Source organism: Acidiphilium sp. PM (assembly GCF_000219295.1).
GTDB lineage: Bacteria > Pseudomonadota > Alphaproteobacteria > Acetobacterales > Acetobacteraceae > Acidiphilium > Acidiphilium multivorum.
Genome location: NZ_AFPR01000313.1, coordinates 1 through 12,446 on the forward strand (window position 1 = coordinate 1; position 12,446 = coordinate 12,446).

The 12,446-nt window shown below is 71.2% G+C and carries 17 protein-coding genes and 1 pseudogene; 11 read left to right on the forward strand and 7 right to left on the reverse strand.

The window, feature by feature from the left end; all coding sequences use genetic code 11:
- The first annotated feature begins 211 nt into the window (after positions 1-211).
- Positions 212-796, forward strand: coding sequence for a TIGR00730 family Rossman fold protein (locus APM_RS11930; protein ID WP_007423636.1), 585 nt, complete (start codon positions 212-214; stop codon positions 794-796).
- On the opposite strand, the gene APM_RS11935 is transcribed toward APM_RS11930, so the two are convergent.
- From APM_RS11935 to hisG, 6 genes are read right to left on the reverse strand one after another with little or no spacing between them, the layout of a single operon-like run.
- Positions 751-945 carry a DNA gyrase inhibitor YacG gene (locus tag APM_RS11935; RefSeq protein WP_013640958.1) on the reverse strand — a complete coding sequence of 65 codons (195 nt, stop codon included), beginning with the start codon at positions 943-945 and terminating at the stop codon, positions 751-753. The two genes, APM_RS11930 and APM_RS11935, sit on opposite strands and share 46 nt — an antisense overlap.
- Entirely contained in the window at positions 942-1,814 is an 873-nt protein-coding gene (locus APM_RS11940; protein WP_007423637.1) for a ribonuclease E/G, read from the reverse strand. Before APM_RS11940 ends, APM_RS11935 begins: the two co-directional genes overlap by 4 nt.
- The gene (locus APM_RS11945) at positions 1,811-2,377 is read right to left on the reverse strand and encodes a nucleoside triphosphate pyrophosphatase (protein WP_007423638.1); all 567 of its coding nucleotides are present in this window, start codon (positions 2,375-2,377) and stop codon (positions 1,811-1,813) included. The genes APM_RS11940 and APM_RS11945 overlap by 4 nt, the downstream gene beginning before the upstream one ends.
- A 13-nt stretch (positions 2,378-2,390) precedes the next feature.
- On the reverse strand, positions 2,391-2,609 hold the full coding sequence (infA, locus tag APM_RS11950) for a translation initiation factor IF-1 (protein ID WP_007423639.1): 219 nt from the start codon (positions 2,607-2,609) through the stop codon (positions 2,391-2,393).
- A 52-nt stretch (positions 2,610-2,661) separates the two neighbouring features.
- Positions 2,662-3,972, reverse strand: coding sequence for a histidinol dehydrogenase (hisD, locus tag APM_RS11955; RefSeq protein ID WP_007423641.1), 1,311 nt, complete (start codon positions 3,970-3,972; stop codon positions 2,662-2,664).
- Positions 3,969-4,664, reverse strand: coding sequence for an ATP phosphoribosyltransferase (gene hisG / locus APM_RS11960; RefSeq protein WP_007423640.1), 696 nt, complete (start codon positions 4,662-4,664; stop codon positions 3,969-3,971). The genes hisD and hisG overlap by 4 nt, the downstream gene beginning before the upstream one ends.
- An 89-nt stretch (positions 4,665-4,753) precedes the next feature.
- On the opposite strand from hisG, the gene APM_RS11965 reads away from it, so the two are divergent.
- The 3 genes and pseudogenes from APM_RS11965 to APM_RS23110 form a co-directional block, all read left to right on the forward strand.
- Entirely contained in the window at positions 4,754-5,674 is a 921-nt protein-coding gene (locus tag APM_RS11965; RefSeq protein ID WP_035188942.1) for a hydroxymethylglutaryl-CoA lyase, read from the forward strand.
- A gap of 10 nt (positions 5,675-5,684) precedes the next feature.
- A complete protein-coding gene (locus tag APM_RS11970; RefSeq protein WP_007423643.1) occupies positions 5,685-6,863 on the forward strand; it encodes a CaiB/BaiF CoA-transferase family protein in 1,179 nt (392 codons plus the stop codon).
- 18 nt (positions 6,864-6,881) lie between these two features.
- A pseudogene (locus APM_RS23110) lies at positions 6,882-7,763 on the forward strand (NAD(P)-dependent oxidoreductase); the annotation flags it as partial.
- Here the strand turns inward: APM_RS23110 and APM_RS11980 are convergent.
- Positions 7,755-7,973: an EexN family lipoprotein gene (locus APM_RS11980; RefSeq protein WP_007423645.1), complete on the reverse strand. Its 219-nt coding sequence runs from the start codon at positions 7,971-7,973 to the stop codon at positions 7,755-7,757. The pseudogene APM_RS23110 and the gene APM_RS11980 sit on opposite strands and share 9 nt — an antisense overlap.
- Before the next feature lie 171 nt (positions 7,974-8,144).
- On the opposite strand from APM_RS11980, the gene APM_RS11985 reads away from it, so the two are divergent.
- The 7 genes from APM_RS11985 to APM_RS12015 all read left to right on the forward strand — a co-directional run.
- On the forward strand, positions 8,145-8,396 hold the full coding sequence (locus APM_RS11985) for a hypothetical protein (RefSeq protein ID WP_138919194.1): 252 nt from the start codon (positions 8,145-8,147) through the stop codon (positions 8,394-8,396).
- A 92-nt stretch (positions 8,397-8,488) separates the two neighbouring features.
- Positions 8,489-9,007: an invasion associated locus B family protein gene (locus APM_RS11990; protein ID WP_007423646.1), complete on the forward strand. Its 519-nt coding sequence runs from the start codon at positions 8,489-8,491 to the stop codon at positions 9,005-9,007.
- A 16-nt stretch (positions 9,008-9,023) separates the two neighbouring features.
- Positions 9,024-10,196, forward strand: coding sequence for a 23S rRNA (adenine(2503)-C(2))-methyltransferase RlmN (gene rlmN / locus APM_RS11995; RefSeq protein WP_012040247.1), 1,173 nt, complete (start codon positions 9,024-9,026; stop codon positions 10,194-10,196).
- Between the two features lie 25 nt (positions 10,197-10,221).
- A complete protein-coding gene (locus APM_RS12000; RefSeq protein WP_007423648.1) occupies positions 10,222-10,929 on the forward strand; it encodes an SDR family oxidoreductase in 708 nt (235 codons plus the stop codon).
- A 146-nt stretch (positions 10,930-11,075) separates the two neighbouring features.
- Entirely contained in the window at positions 11,076-11,378 is a 303-nt protein-coding gene (rpmB, locus tag APM_RS12005) for a 50S ribosomal protein L28 (protein WP_007423649.1), read from the forward strand.
- Between the two features lie 201 nt (positions 11,379-11,579).
- Entirely contained in the window at positions 11,580-12,083 is a 504-nt protein-coding gene (locus APM_RS12010; protein WP_007423650.1) for a YbjN domain-containing protein, read from the forward strand.
- A partial coding sequence (locus tag APM_RS12015; RefSeq protein WP_007423651.1) for a pyrroline-5-carboxylate reductase occupies positions 12,080-12,446 on the forward strand: 367 nt, incomplete at its 3' end. The genes APM_RS12010 and APM_RS12015, both read left to right, overlap by 4 nt.

Below are 12,446 nucleotides of genomic sequence, written 5' to 3' on the forward strand. Positions count from 1 at the left end.
CGGCGAGGCCGATCACGGCGCAGAGGCCGAGCGCGCCGATCGCCGCACCGGGCAGCCAGCCGGGAGCGCGCGTCCGTTCGCCCTGGCTCTCGCCGCTGGGGGTCTGGTTGGTTGACATGTAAAGAACTCTTGATGCCGATCGCTTGCCTATCCTGCATTATCCTGCCACGAGGACGGCCGTCTCGAAAGGTTCGGCAGGTAATTCTGGAATATGAGTCACATTTCGGTCACGGTATTTTGCGGCTCGTCCCCCGGGGCGGCGCCCGACTATCTCGCGGCGGCGCGCGCCCTGGGCGAGGGGCTGGCCGCGCGGGGCATGACCCTGGTGTTCGGTGGCGGCAATGTCGGGCTGATGGGGGCGACCGCCGGGGCCGCGCTCGGCGCCGGCGGGGCGGTGACCGGCATCATCCCCGATTTCCTGCGCGCCCGTGAGGTCGAGTTTCCCGGCCTGACCGAACTGATCGTCACCGACACGATGCATACCCGCAAGCGGCGCATGTTCGCCCGGGCGGACGCGTTCGTCGTGCTGCCCGGCGGGCTCGGCACGCTGGACGAGCTGATGGAGATCCTCACCTGGAAGCAGCTCGGCCGCCACACCAAGCCGATCCTGCTGATCGACATCCGCGGCTGGGCGAGCCGGGTGGCGGCGCTGATCGACGGCGTGATCGAGGACGGTTTCGCCCGGCCGTCGGCGCGCGAGCTGATCGAGGTGGTGCCGGACGTGGCGGCCGCGCTCGCCCGGCTCGAGACCTATTCGGAATCGGTCAACGGCGCCTCGTCGCTCGGCAACCTGTAATCTTCGCCGAACCAGCGGCCGAGATCGATCGCGCGGCACCGCGCCGAGCAGAACGGGCGGTGCGCCTCCTGCGCCTTCCGGCCGCAGATCGGGCAGGCGCCGGCGGGTTTGCGGCGGGGGCGGCTTGCGGGAGCCGGTTCGTCGGTCATGGCGGCAACTCGTGCAGCGGCGGGCGGATGCGGGGGCGGCTGATCTCGGCGAAGCCGAGTGCCGAGAAGCCGAGCAGGCGCGGGCGGAGCGGATCGCGCGCGAGGGCGGCGGCAAGGTCGGGGGCCAGTTTCGGCCGGGCGGCGGGCTTCATTCCGGCGAAATCGACCAGGATCGCGCCGGCGAGGTTGCGCAGCCGGATCTGCCGGGCGAGTTCGGGAATGATGGCGCGGTTGAGCCGCAACTGCGCGCCATGCTTGTCGCCCCGCTCGGCGGTGGCCGCGCCGGCATCGATATCGATCGCGGTGAGCGCCGGCGTCGGGCAGACCGTGCCGCGCGCGCCCTGCGGCAGCGGAAAGACCGGCTCGGCGAGCGCGGCGATTTCCTCCTCCACCGGGGCGAGGCTGGCTGGATCGTGCGCGACCCCCTCATGCGCCGCGCGCAGCAGGGCGACGAGTTCCCAGTCATCGGCGAGGATCGGCGCGGCCGGATGCAGGGCGCGGAACTCGGAGATCGGGCCGGGGCCGCGGGCGAGCAGGCCGGGCTTCGCGCCGGGTGCTACACCTTCCGCCAGCGCGAGGCGCGGGCCCTTGCCGCCCTGCGGCGCGCGGGTGATGCGGACCGCGACGGCATCGCCCTCGGCGAGGTGTTTGCCGCCCGCGCTGTCGGGCAGGAAGCCCGATCCGTCGCCGAGATCGACGAACGCGCCGCCAAGTGCCGGGGCGCGGGCGGTGATCCGGCCGGAGCGGAGATCGCCGACGCCATCCGGCGCGTCGGGCCGCCAGCGCGTGTAGCCGGCGAGCGTGCCGGATTCGGTCAGCGCGAGATGCACCGTGCCGCCGCGCAGCCCGGCGCGGATGACGGCGCTCATGCCCGCCAGCCGAGGCCGCGCAGCAGGTTCAGCGTTTCGTGCAGAGGCAGGCCGACCACGCCGGAATGCGAGCCGGCGAGAAAATCGACGAACCCCGCCGCCCGGCCCTGGATCGCGTAGCCACCCGCCTTGCCGCGCCATTCGCCGCTGGCGAGATAGGCCTCGGCGGCGTCGCGGTCGAGCCGGGCGAAGCCGACGGTGGTCATCACGTTGCGCGCGGCGATGCGCCCGTCCGGCCCGCGCGCGGCGACGGCGGAATGCACCCGGTGGCGGCGGCCGGCGAGCAGGTCGAGACAGCGGCGCGCCTCGGCCTCGGTTTCGGTCTTGGGCAGGATGCGGCGGCCGAGGGCGACGACGGTATCGGCGGCGATGACGAAGGCGCCCGGCGCGGTGACGGAAGCGAGCTTCTCCGCCGCCATGCGCGCGGCGTAGAGCCGGGGCGGTTCCGCCTTGTGCGGGGTTTCGTCGATATCGGGAGACATCACCGCGTCGGGGACGATGCCGAGCTGACGCAACAGGTCGAGCCTGCGGGGGCTCGACGAGGCCAGGATCAGGTCGGCCATGCGGCGGTCCGGCTTACTTGAAGCGGAAGGTGATCCGGCCCTTGGTCAGATCATAGGGCGTCATTTCGACGTTGACGCGGTCACCGGCCAGCACGCGGATGCGGTTCTTGCGCATCTTGCCGCTCGTATGGGCGAGAATGATATGGTCGTTGTCGAGTTTCACCCGGAACATCGCGTTCGGGAGCAGCTCCGCGACGGTGCCGCTGAACTCGATCATGTCTTCTTTTGACATCAAACCTCGATAAAAAATTGCAACATGCGGTTCAAATGAGCCGATGGCGCGTTCAGGTCAAGTTTTCCGCCCGGTTGCGGGTCAGCCTTGCGCGGATGGAACGGGCGTGGCCGTCGAGGCTCTCGGCCACCGCCAGCGTCGCCGCGGCGGGTCCGATGGACGCCATCGCCGCCGGATCGAGGGCGACGAAGGTGGTGCGCTTGAGGAAGTCGAACACCGACAGGCCGGAGGAGAACCGCGCCGTGCCGCCGGTCGGCAGCACGTGGTTGGGCCCGGCGACGTAGTCGCCGATCGCGGTCGGCGCGTCGGCGCCGAGAAAGGCGGCGCCGGCATGGCGGATGCGGGCGAAGACCGCGTCCGGATCGGCGGTCATCACCTGGAGATGCTCCGGGGCGACGCGGTTGGCGATCTCGGCGGCCTCGTCGAGATCGCGGGCGATGATGATCGCGCCATGGGCGGCGAGCGAGGCGGCGGCGATCGAGGCGCGGGGCAGGGTTTCCAGCGCGCGGGCGAGTTCGGCGGCGACGGCCTCGGCCAGCGCCGCATCGTCGGTGACGAGGAGCGACTGCGCCGCCTCGTCATGCTCGGCCTGGGCGATCATGTCGAGGGCGACGCGCCACGGGTCCTGCCCGGCATCGGCGATGATCAGCACCTCGGAGGGGCCGGCGATGGAGTCGATGCCGACCTGCCCGAACACCTGCCGCTTCGCCTCGGCGACGAAGGCGTTGCCCGGCCCGACGATGCGATCGACCGGGGCGATGGTGGCGGTGCCGTAGGCGAGGGCGGCGACGGCCTGCGCGCCGCCGACGCGGTAGATCTCCGCCACCCCGGCGCGCCGCGCGGCGGCGAGGACGAGGTCGTTCATCTGCCCATCCGGCGTCGGCACGCACATCGCGATCCGCCCGACGCCGGCGACACGGGCGGGAATCGCGTTCATCAGCACCGAGGAGGGGTAGGACGCCTTGCCCCCCGGCACGTAGAGCCCGACGGCGTCGAGCGGCCCCCAGCGCAGGCCGAGCCGCGCGCCGGCGGCATCGGTGAAGCCGATGTCCCGCGGCAGCTGGGCGCGGTGGAACGCCTCGATCCGGGTCGCGGCGAGGTCGATCGCCTCGAGCTGTTCGGCGCCGACGCGGGCGCAGGCGGCGTCGATCTCGGCGGCACTCACCCGCAGGGTTTCGGGCGTGATGGGAAAGCGGTCGTAGCGGCGGGTGAGGTCGATCAGCGCGGCGTCGCCCTCGGCGCGCACGCGGGCGATGATCGCGGCGACCGGGGCGGCGACGTCGGTGGCGCTGGCGCGGTCGCTGGCCAGGGCGGCGAGGGCGGCGGCGAAGCCCGGTTCGGCGGTGTGGAGACGGCGGATCATGCGGCGGCCAGCGCGTCGCGGAAGCGGGCGATCCAGTGGGCGATTTCCTCCGGCCGCGTCTTCAGCGCGGTGCGGTTGACGATCAGCCGCGAGGTGACATGGGCGATGGTCTCGGTCTCGACCAGGCCATTGGCCTTCAGCGTCGAGCCGGTCTGCACCAGGTCGACGATCAGGCGCGACAGGCCGAGGCCGGGGGCCAGCTCCATCGCGCCGTTCAGCGCCACGATCTCGGCCTGGATGCCGCGCGCGGCGAAATGCCGGCGGGTGATGTTGGGGTATTTGCTGGCGACGCGCACGCGCGAGAGGCGGCCGAAATCGGTGCGCCCGGCCGCGTCCGCCGGCTCGGCGACGGCGATGCGGCAGGCGCCGATGCCGAGGTCGAGCGGCGCGTAGATTTCCGGATAGTCGAACTCCATCAGCACGTCGGCGCCGCAGATGCCGATCTCGGCGGCGCCGAAGGCGACGAAGGTGGCGACGTCGAAACTGCGCACGCGGATCACGTCGAGCTCGGGGATCGCGGTGTGGAAGCGCAGCCGCCGGCTGCTCTCGTCGGCATAGTCCGGCTCGGGCGCGATGCCGGCGGCGGCGAGCAGCGGCGCGCATTCCTTCAGGATGCGGCCCTTGGGCAGGGCGAGCACGAGCCCGTTGGTGGCGGCCTCGGCGGCCTTCGGCGATGGGGTCACGGCGGTCATCGCGCGGGTTCGTAGCATTGCCGGCGCGCCCTGCCAAACCCGGCGGCGCGGGGCTTGTCCCGGCGGTGCTGTGGGCGCAGATTGCGGCCATGAGCGAGCATGTGATGATCTGCGAGGTCGGCCCGCGCGACGGGCTGCAGATGGCGAAGTCGAGAATGGAGACCGGGGCGAAATGCGACTGGATCGCCGCCCTGGCGAAGGCCGGGGTGAAGGAGATCGAGGTCGGCAGTTTCGTGCCGGCGAAGCTCATCCCGCAGATGGCGGATACCGAGGCGGTGGTCCGCTTCGCGAAGGAGATTCCGGGCCTCGTCGTCGTCGCGCTGGCGCCGAACCTGCGCGGGGCGCAGGCGGCGGTGGCGGCCGGGGCGCACCGGGTCAGCATTCCGGTCTCGGTGAGCGAGGGGCATTCGCGCGCCAACCTGAACCGCGCGCCGGACGAGCAGGTGGCGGTGGTCGGCCAGATCGTCGAGTGGATGGAAAGCGCGGGCAATCCGGCGGAAATCGAGGTCGCCTGCTCGACCGCCTTCGGCTGCTCGATCGACGGCGTGGTGCCCGAGCGCGAGGTGGTGCGCATCGCCGCCGCACTCGCGGAGACGGGGGTGGAGCAGATCGGCCTCGCCGACACGGTGGGCTACGCCAACCCCGCGCAGATCAAGTCGGTCGTGCGGGCGGTGCGGCGCGAGATCGGCCCGGCGCTGCGCGGGCTGCACCTGCACGACACGATGGGCCTCGGCCTCGCCAACGCGCTGGCCGGGCTCGAGGTCGGGATCAGGGATTTCGACGCCGCCCTCGCCGGGCTCGGCGGCTGCCCGTTCGCGCCCGGGGCGTCGGGCAACATCGTCACCGAGGATCTCGTGTTCATGCTGGAGAGCATGGGCTTCGGCACCGGCATCGACCTTGCGGCGCTGATCGCCGCGCGGCGCCTGCTGCACGAGGGGCTGCCGGCCGAGCCGATGCATGGGCAGGTCGCGAAGGCGGGCATTCCGCGCACCTATCGCCAGGCGGCGTGAGGGGCGCGGCATGAGCGGCACACCGCTGGCGGGGCTGCGCGTCGTCGAGTTCGCGCACATGGTGATGGGGCCGACGACCGGGCTGATCCTCGGCGATCTCGGCGCCGACGTGGTGAAGATCGAGCCGATGCCGGACGGCGACAACACCCGCCGGCTGACCGGCTCGGGAATCGGCTTCTTCACCATGGCGAGCCGCAACAAGCGCAGCGTCATGCTCGACCTGAAATCGCCCGAGGGGCTCGAAGTGGCGCGGGACCTGGTGGCGCGGGCCGACGTGCTGACCGAGAATTTCCGCCCCGGCGCGCTGGAGCGGCTCGGCCTCGGCTACGCGGCCTGCGCCGCGCAAAACCCGCGGCTCATCTACTGCTCGCTCAAGGGCTTCCTGCCCGGGCCGTACGAACACCGCACCGCGCTCGACGAGGTGGTGCAGATGATGGGCGGCCTCGCCTACATGACCGGGCCGATCGGCCGGCCGCTGCGGGCCGGCGCCTCGGTGATCGACATCATGGGCGGCAGCTACGGCGCCATCGCGGTGCTCGCCGCCCTCGCCGAGCGGGAGCGGACCGGGCGCGGCCAGCACGTGCAGTCCGGCCTGTTCGAGAGCGTCGCGATGCTGATGGCGCAGCACATGGCGCAGGCGGCCATCACCGGCGTCGAGCCGGCGCCGATGAGCGCGCGCGACGTGGCCTGGCCGGTCTATGACATCTTCAACACGAAGGACGGGCAGCAGATCTTCATCGGCGTCGTTACCGACACGCAGTGGAAGGTGCTGTGCGCCGAGTTCGGGCTGGCCGCGCTGGCCGACGATCCGGGGCTGGCGACGCAGGCCGAGCGGCGGGCGGCGCGCCCGCGCACCCTGCCGGTGATCGCCGCCGCCTTCGCGCAATTCAGCGCGGCGGATCTGGTCGCGCGCTGCGAACGGCTGGGCCTGCCCTTCGCGCCGATCGCGAAGCCGGCGGACCTGTTCGCCGATCCGCACCTGCGGGAGTCGGGCGGGCTGGTCGAGGTCAGCCTGCCGGACGGGCGGAAAATCGGCCTGCCGGGCCTGCCGATCAGCATGGACGGGGCGCGCAGCACGGCGCGGCGCGACGTGCCGGCGCCCGGCGCGGACACGCGGGACGTGCTGGCGGAGCTGGGCTATCCGGCCGCCGAGATCGACCGGCTGATCGCGGCGGGCGCCGCCGGCTGAACGGAATTTCAGGGAAGGAGCAAAAGAATGGCGAAGGTGGCGTTCATCGGGCTTGGGGTGATGGGCTATCCGATGGCGGGGCATCTGGCCGCCGGCGGGCACGAGGTGACGGTCTACAACCGCACCCACGCCAAGGCCGAGGCCTGGGCGAAGCAGCACAAGGGCACGGCGGCGCCGACCCCGCGCGAGGCGGCGGCGGGGGCCGATTTCGTGTTCTGCTGCGTCGGCAACGACGACGATCTCCGCTCGGTGACGATCGGGCCGGATGGCGCCTTCGCCGGCATGAAGGAGGGCGCGCTGTTCGTCGACCACACCACGGCCTCGGCCACGGTGGCGCGCGAGCTGGCGGAGGCCGCCGGCGGGCGTTTCGGCGTGATGGACGGGCCGGTGTCCGGCGGCCAGGCCGGGGCGGAGAACGGCAAGCTCACGGTGATGATGGGCGGCGAGGCGGCGGATTTCGAGCGGGCGAAGCCGGTGGTCGGCTGCTACGGCGCGAATATCAGCCATATCGGGCCGCACGGGGCCGGGCAGCTCGCCAAGATGGTCAACCAGATCTGCATCGCCGGCGTCGTCCAGGGCCTCGCCGAGGGGCTGCATTTCGCCGAGGCCGCCGGGCTCGACGCGGCGAAGGTGATCGGCGCGATCTCGAAAGGTGCTGCGCAGAGCTGGCAGATGGAAAACCGCTGGAAGACGATGACGGAGAAGAAATTCGATTTCGGCTTCGCGGTGGACTGGATGCGCAAGGACCTCGGCATCTGCCTCGCCCAGGCGAAGGAAACCGGGGCGCGGCTGCCGCTCACCGCGCTGGTCGACCAGTTCTACGCCGATGTGCAGCAGATGGGCGGGCGGCGCTGGGACACCTCGTCGCTGATCGCGCGTTTCGGCGGCGTCTCAGAATAGGCTGTTATTGATGCGCAGCACCTCGCGGCAATGCGGGGTGTTGGCCAGCGCGCCGCCATTGTTCTCGCAGCGGACCACCTGGCGCATCAGCGCATGCGGGTTCTTGCGGTAATAGGCGGTCTGGCCGCCGCCGGCGCAGCCGGCGAGGGCGCCGCAGGCGATCAGCAGGGCCGCGAGGCGGGTCGTGGCGGCGGTGCGGCGGTGGCGCATCCCTCTGGAACCTCCGTGGTGTCGGGGCCGGCGCGGCGCCCGGGCTCACTGGCCGGCGTTCACCGGCCAGAACGCGCCGGCAAGAATTCACCGGAATGTCACAGGACCGCCGCGATCCGGTCATCTTCGTCGCCTCTTGTAGCACTCTCGTCAACCATGGGGAGTTCCGACGTGATGAACATTTCGCGCAAGCAATTCGCGGCGATCCTCGGCGGCGCGCTGATCGCCGGCGGTCTTGCCGGCGGTGTCGCCCAGGCCGAATATCAGGGGCACATGATGCAGGCGCGCCGGGCGCTGCTCGCCGCGCGCCACCAGTTGCAGATCGCCGACCGCGACAAGGGCGGGCATCGCATCGCAGCGCTCCGGGCGGTGTACGAGGCGCTGCGCCAGGTCGATATCGGCATCCGCTACGACCATCACTGACCGGCGTGCTTCGGCCGGCCGGGCCGTTCGCGGCCCGCCGGCCGCGTCTCGCCGCTTGCGGCCGGCCGGGTGCCGGCGTAAGGCTCGTGCTCATGAAAAAATCCACCGCATACCTTTTCGGCGCCGCGATCGCCCTGCCGCTCGTCGCGCCCCTCGCGGCCAGGGCCGCCGACCAGCCGAAGCCGCTCGGCACGTTCAAGGCCTGGACGGCGGCGACCTACGGCACCGGCCCGGACATGGTCTGCTACGCCTTCGCCACGGCCAAGCCGGAGAAGGGGTCGAAGACCGCGCCGGCGATGCTCACCGTGGCCGAACGCGCGACGTTCCGCGACGAGATCTCGCTCAGCCAGGGCGTCACCTACGCCAAGAAGCAGGACGTGACGGTCAAGGTCGGCGGCGCCGCGCTGAAATTCTTCACCAAGGACAACATGGCCTACGCGCTCAAGGGCCCGGCGACGGTGAAGGCGTTCCTCGGCGGCGCCTCGGCCGTGGCGAGCACGGGCAAGGGGGCGAAGGCGGTGAGCGACACGTTCAGCCTCGACGGGTTCGGCGATGCCTACAAGGCGATCGTCAAGGCCTGCCCGCCGGCCGGGCACAAGGCGAAGTCCTGACCGGGTGACGGCGGCGATGCGCGCGGACGCGCCGGCGACGGACGGGCTGGACGAGGCGGCGCGGGCGCGCATCCTCGCCAAGGCCGCGCTGTTCGCCCCGCCCTCGAACGAGCTGGCGGACGGGCGGCGCGACCTCGTCGGCCTCTCGCGCGAGGAACTCGCCGCGGCGATGGCCGAGATCGGCGAGCAACCCTTCCGCGCCAAGCAGCTCTGGCACTGGATCTACCACCAGGGCGTGACCGATTTCGCCGCGATGGCGAATATCGCCAAGCCCCTGCGCGCGAAGCTCGCCGAACGGTTCGCCATCGGCCGGCCCGAAGTGGCGGCGGACCATCTCAGCGCCGACGAGACGCGCAAGATGCTGTTCCGCTTCCGCGACCACGAGGCGGTCGAGACCGTCTACATCCCCGATGTCACCGAGGATCGAGGTGCCGTGTGCCTGTCCTCGCAGGTGGGCTGCACGCTGTCCTGCCGGTTCTGCCACACCGGCACCCAGCGGCTGACGCGCAACCTCTCCGCCGCCGAGATCGTCGGCCAGTTCATGGCGATGCGCGACGCCTACGGCGAATGGCCGAGCCCGAAGGGCGAGACGCCGCGGCTGCTCTCCACCATCGTGCTGATGGGCATGGGCGAGCCGCTCTACAATTACGAGAACGTCGCCAAGGCGATGAAGATCGTGATGGACGGCGAGGGCATCGGCCTGTCGCGCCGGCGGATCACGCTCTCGACCTCCGGCGTCGTGCCGATGATGGACCGGGCGGGGGCGGAACTCGGCGTCAATCTCGCCGTGTCGCTCCACGCCGTGACCGACGACGTGCGCGACGTGATCGTGCCGCTCAACCGCAAATACAACATCGCCGAGCTGATCGCCGCCTGCCGGCGCTATCCCGGCGCCTCGAACGCGCGGCGGATCACCTTCGAATACGTGATGCTCAAGGGCATCAACGACAGCGAGGCCGATGCCCGCCGCCTGGTCGAGCTGATCGACGGCATCCCGGCCAAGGTGAACCTGATCCCGTTCAACCCCTGGCCGGGCTCGACCTACGAAACATCGAGCGGCAACGCCATTCGCCGCTTCGCCAACATCGTGATGGACGCCGGCTATGCCGCCCCCGTGCGCACCCCGCGCGGGCAGGACATCCTCGCCGCCTGCGGGCAGCTCAAGTCGAAGGTCGCGGGCGCGGCGTGACGGGCGGCGCGACGGGGCACTTGCGATGACGGGCCGGGTGGCGCTGATCTCCGGCGGCGGGCGCGGCATCGGGGCCGCGATCGGCGCGCATCTCGCCGGGCGCGGCTGGCGCGTGGTCGCCGCCGATCGCGACATCGAGGGCCTGACACCGCCCAACGGGGTGCGCCTCGTGCGCTGCGACGTCGCCGACGAGGCGGATGTCGCCCGGCTGATCGAGGGCGTCGCGGCGCATGAGGGCCGGCTCGACGGGCTGGTCTGCAATGCCGGGTTCATGATCCGCAAGCCGATCGGCGCGCTCGGCCTCGCCGAATGGCGCGCGGTGATCGACACCCACCTGACCAGCATCTTTCTCCTCGTGCGCGGGGCGGAGGCGATGCTGCGCGCGGCGAGGGGCGCCATCGTCACCATCGCCTCGACGCGGGCGCACATGTCCGAGCCGGACACCGAGAGCTACGCCGCGGCGAAGGGCGGGATCGTGGCGCTCAGCCATGCGCTTGCCGTCTCGCTCGGGCCGGATGTGCGGGTGAACTGCATCAGCCCCGGCTGGATCGATACCGGGAAATACCCGATCGCCCCGTCCGACCACGCGCAGCACCCTGCCGGGCGCGTCGGCACCGTGGCGGACATCGCGGCGCTCGCCGCCTTCCTGCTCGGGCCGGACTCGGGGTTCTGCACCGGCGCCGAGTTCGTCGCCGATGGCGGCATGACCCGGAAAATGATCTATGCGGAATAGCTGGCCCGGCCGGCGCTTGACCCGGACGCCGGATTTGGCGATATAGCCGCAACGCCGCGCCGTGGGGTCCATGGCGCGGGACGTGTTTTCGTGTTCCGTCTCCGCTTCTGGCCGGCACGCCGGCTTTCTGGATCGAGGTTTTCGTCATGACCCGTCGCTGCGACATCACCGGCAAAAGCGTGCTCTCCGGCAACAATGTGAGCCACGCGAACAACAAGTCGCGCCGCCGGTTCCTGCCGAACCTGCAGGACAGCGCGCTGCAGTCCGACGCGCTGGGCCATTCGGTCAAGCTGCGGGTGACGCCGCGCGGCCTCGCGACGATCGAGCAGAAGGGCGGGCTGGACGCGTTCCTGCTGGACACGCCGAACCGCAAGCTGACCGACGAGGCGCGCACCCTGAAGCGCCGCGTGGCGAAGGCGGCGGCCCGGCGCGAGGCGAAATCGGCCTGATCCTCGCCGCACTCATAGCGAGAACTGCATGAAACCCGCCCCTCACGGCGGGTTTTATCGTTTGTTTATCGTGGGATTGTAGAGTTCGATTGCGGCGCCACATGAACTTACGGTACACTCCGATTCGGAGCGGTCATCCGCCGGTCGGCAACCGGCTCGCCGCCTCCGGCTTGGCTCCCGCACTCAAGGAGGAGATCCTCTATGACCTCCCTGGCCACTGAATCCCCCGAAACCGTCAGCAATCCGCTGGATATCGTCGAGCAGGTCGTCGCCGCGAACGACTGGGCGTTCGACCGCCGGAGCGACAGCGAAATGGCGGCCGAGGCGCCCGGGCGCTGGTGCGACTACGGGCTCTATTTCTCGTGGTCGCACGAGATCTCGGTGATGCATTTCTCCTGCACCTTCGACCTCAAGGCGCCGGAACGCCGGCGCGGCGCGCTGTACGAGCTGCTGGCCCGGGCGAACGAGAAGCTCTGGATCGGCCATTTCGGCATGGACCATGACGACGGCATGCCGGTGTTCCGCCATTCGGTGCTGCTGCGCGGCGCCGGCGGCGCCTCGGCCGAAAGCGTCGAGGACATGGTGGATATCGCGGTGTCGGAATGCGAGCGGTTCTTCCCCGCCTTCCAGTTCGTGCTGTGGGGCGGCAAGACGCCGGACGAGGCGCTGGCCGCGGCCATGCTGGAGTGCGCGGGCGAGGCATGACCGACGCGGTGCTGCCGCCGCTGCTGCTTCTGGGCGGCGGCAAGATGGGCTCGGCCATGCTCGCCGGCTGGCGCGAGCGCGGCGTCTCCCGCGTCGTCGTCATCGACCCGGGCGCCGAGGCGCAGGCGCTGGCGGGTGACGGGGTCGAGGTCGTGCCCTCCATCGGGGCGGTCCCGGCCGGTTTCGCGCCGGGCGCGGTGATCCTCGCGGTCAAGCCGCAGATGGCGGAAGCGGCGGTGGACGGGCTGGCGCGGTTCGCCGGCGAGGCCGTCATCGTCTCGATCATGGCGGGAATCACCATCAACTGGCTGGCCGGCCGCTTTCCGGGCGGCGCCATCGTGCGCGCCATGCCGAACACGCCGG

Bases quoted from the DNA above. Each gene is read 5' to 3' on its own strand.
- APM_RS11930 (WP_007423636.1), top strand. From the start codon at position 212: ATGAGTCACATTTCGGTCACGGTATTTTGCGGCTCGTCCCCCGGGGCG.
- APM_RS11935 (WP_013640958.1), bottom strand. From the start codon at position 945: ATGACCGACGAACCGGCTCCCGCAAGCCGCCCCCGCCGCAAACCCGCC.
- APM_RS11940 (WP_007423637.1), bottom strand. From the start codon at position 1,814: ATGAGCGCCGTCATCCGCGCCGGGCTGCGCGGCGGCACGGTGCATCTC.
- APM_RS11945 (WP_007423638.1), bottom strand. From the start codon at position 2,377: ATGGCCGACCTGATCCTGGCCTCGTCGAGCCCCCGCAGGCTCGACCTG.
- infA (WP_007423639.1), bottom strand. From the start codon at position 2,609: ATGTCAAAAGAAGACATGATCGAGTTCAGCGGCACCGTCGCGGAGCTG.
- hisD (WP_007423641.1), bottom strand. From the start codon at position 3,972: ATGATCCGCCGTCTCCACACCGCCGAACCGGGCTTCGCCGCCGCCCTC.
- hisG (WP_007423640.1), bottom strand. From the start codon at position 4,664: ATGACCGCCGTGACCCCATCGCCGAAGGCCGCCGAGGCCGCCACCAAC.
- APM_RS11965 (WP_035188942.1), top strand. From the start codon at position 4,754: ATGAGCGAGCATGTGATGATCTGCGAGGTCGGCCCGCGCGACGGGCTG.
- APM_RS11970 (WP_007423643.1), top strand. From the start codon at position 5,685: ATGAGCGGCACACCGCTGGCGGGGCTGCGCGTCGTCGAGTTCGCGCAC.
- APM_RS11980 (WP_007423645.1), bottom strand. From the start codon at position 7,973: ATGCGCCACCGCCGCACCGCCGCCACGACCCGCCTCGCGGCCCTGCTG.
- APM_RS11990 (WP_007423646.1), top strand. From the start codon at position 8,489: ATGAAAAAATCCACCGCATACCTTTTCGGCGCCGCGATCGCCCTGCCG.
- rlmN (WP_012040247.1), top strand. From the start codon at position 9,024: ATGCGCGCGGACGCGCCGGCGACGGACGGGCTGGACGAGGCGGCGCGG.
- APM_RS12000 (WP_007423648.1), top strand. From the start codon at position 10,222: ATGACGGGCCGGGTGGCGCTGATCTCCGGCGGCGGGCGCGGCATCGGG.
- rpmB (WP_007423649.1), top strand. From the start codon at position 11,076: ATGACCCGTCGCTGCGACATCACCGGCAAAAGCGTGCTCTCCGGCAAC.
- APM_RS12010 (WP_007423650.1), top strand. From the start codon at position 11,580: ATGACCTCCCTGGCCACTGAATCCCCCGAAACCGTCAGCAATCCGCTG.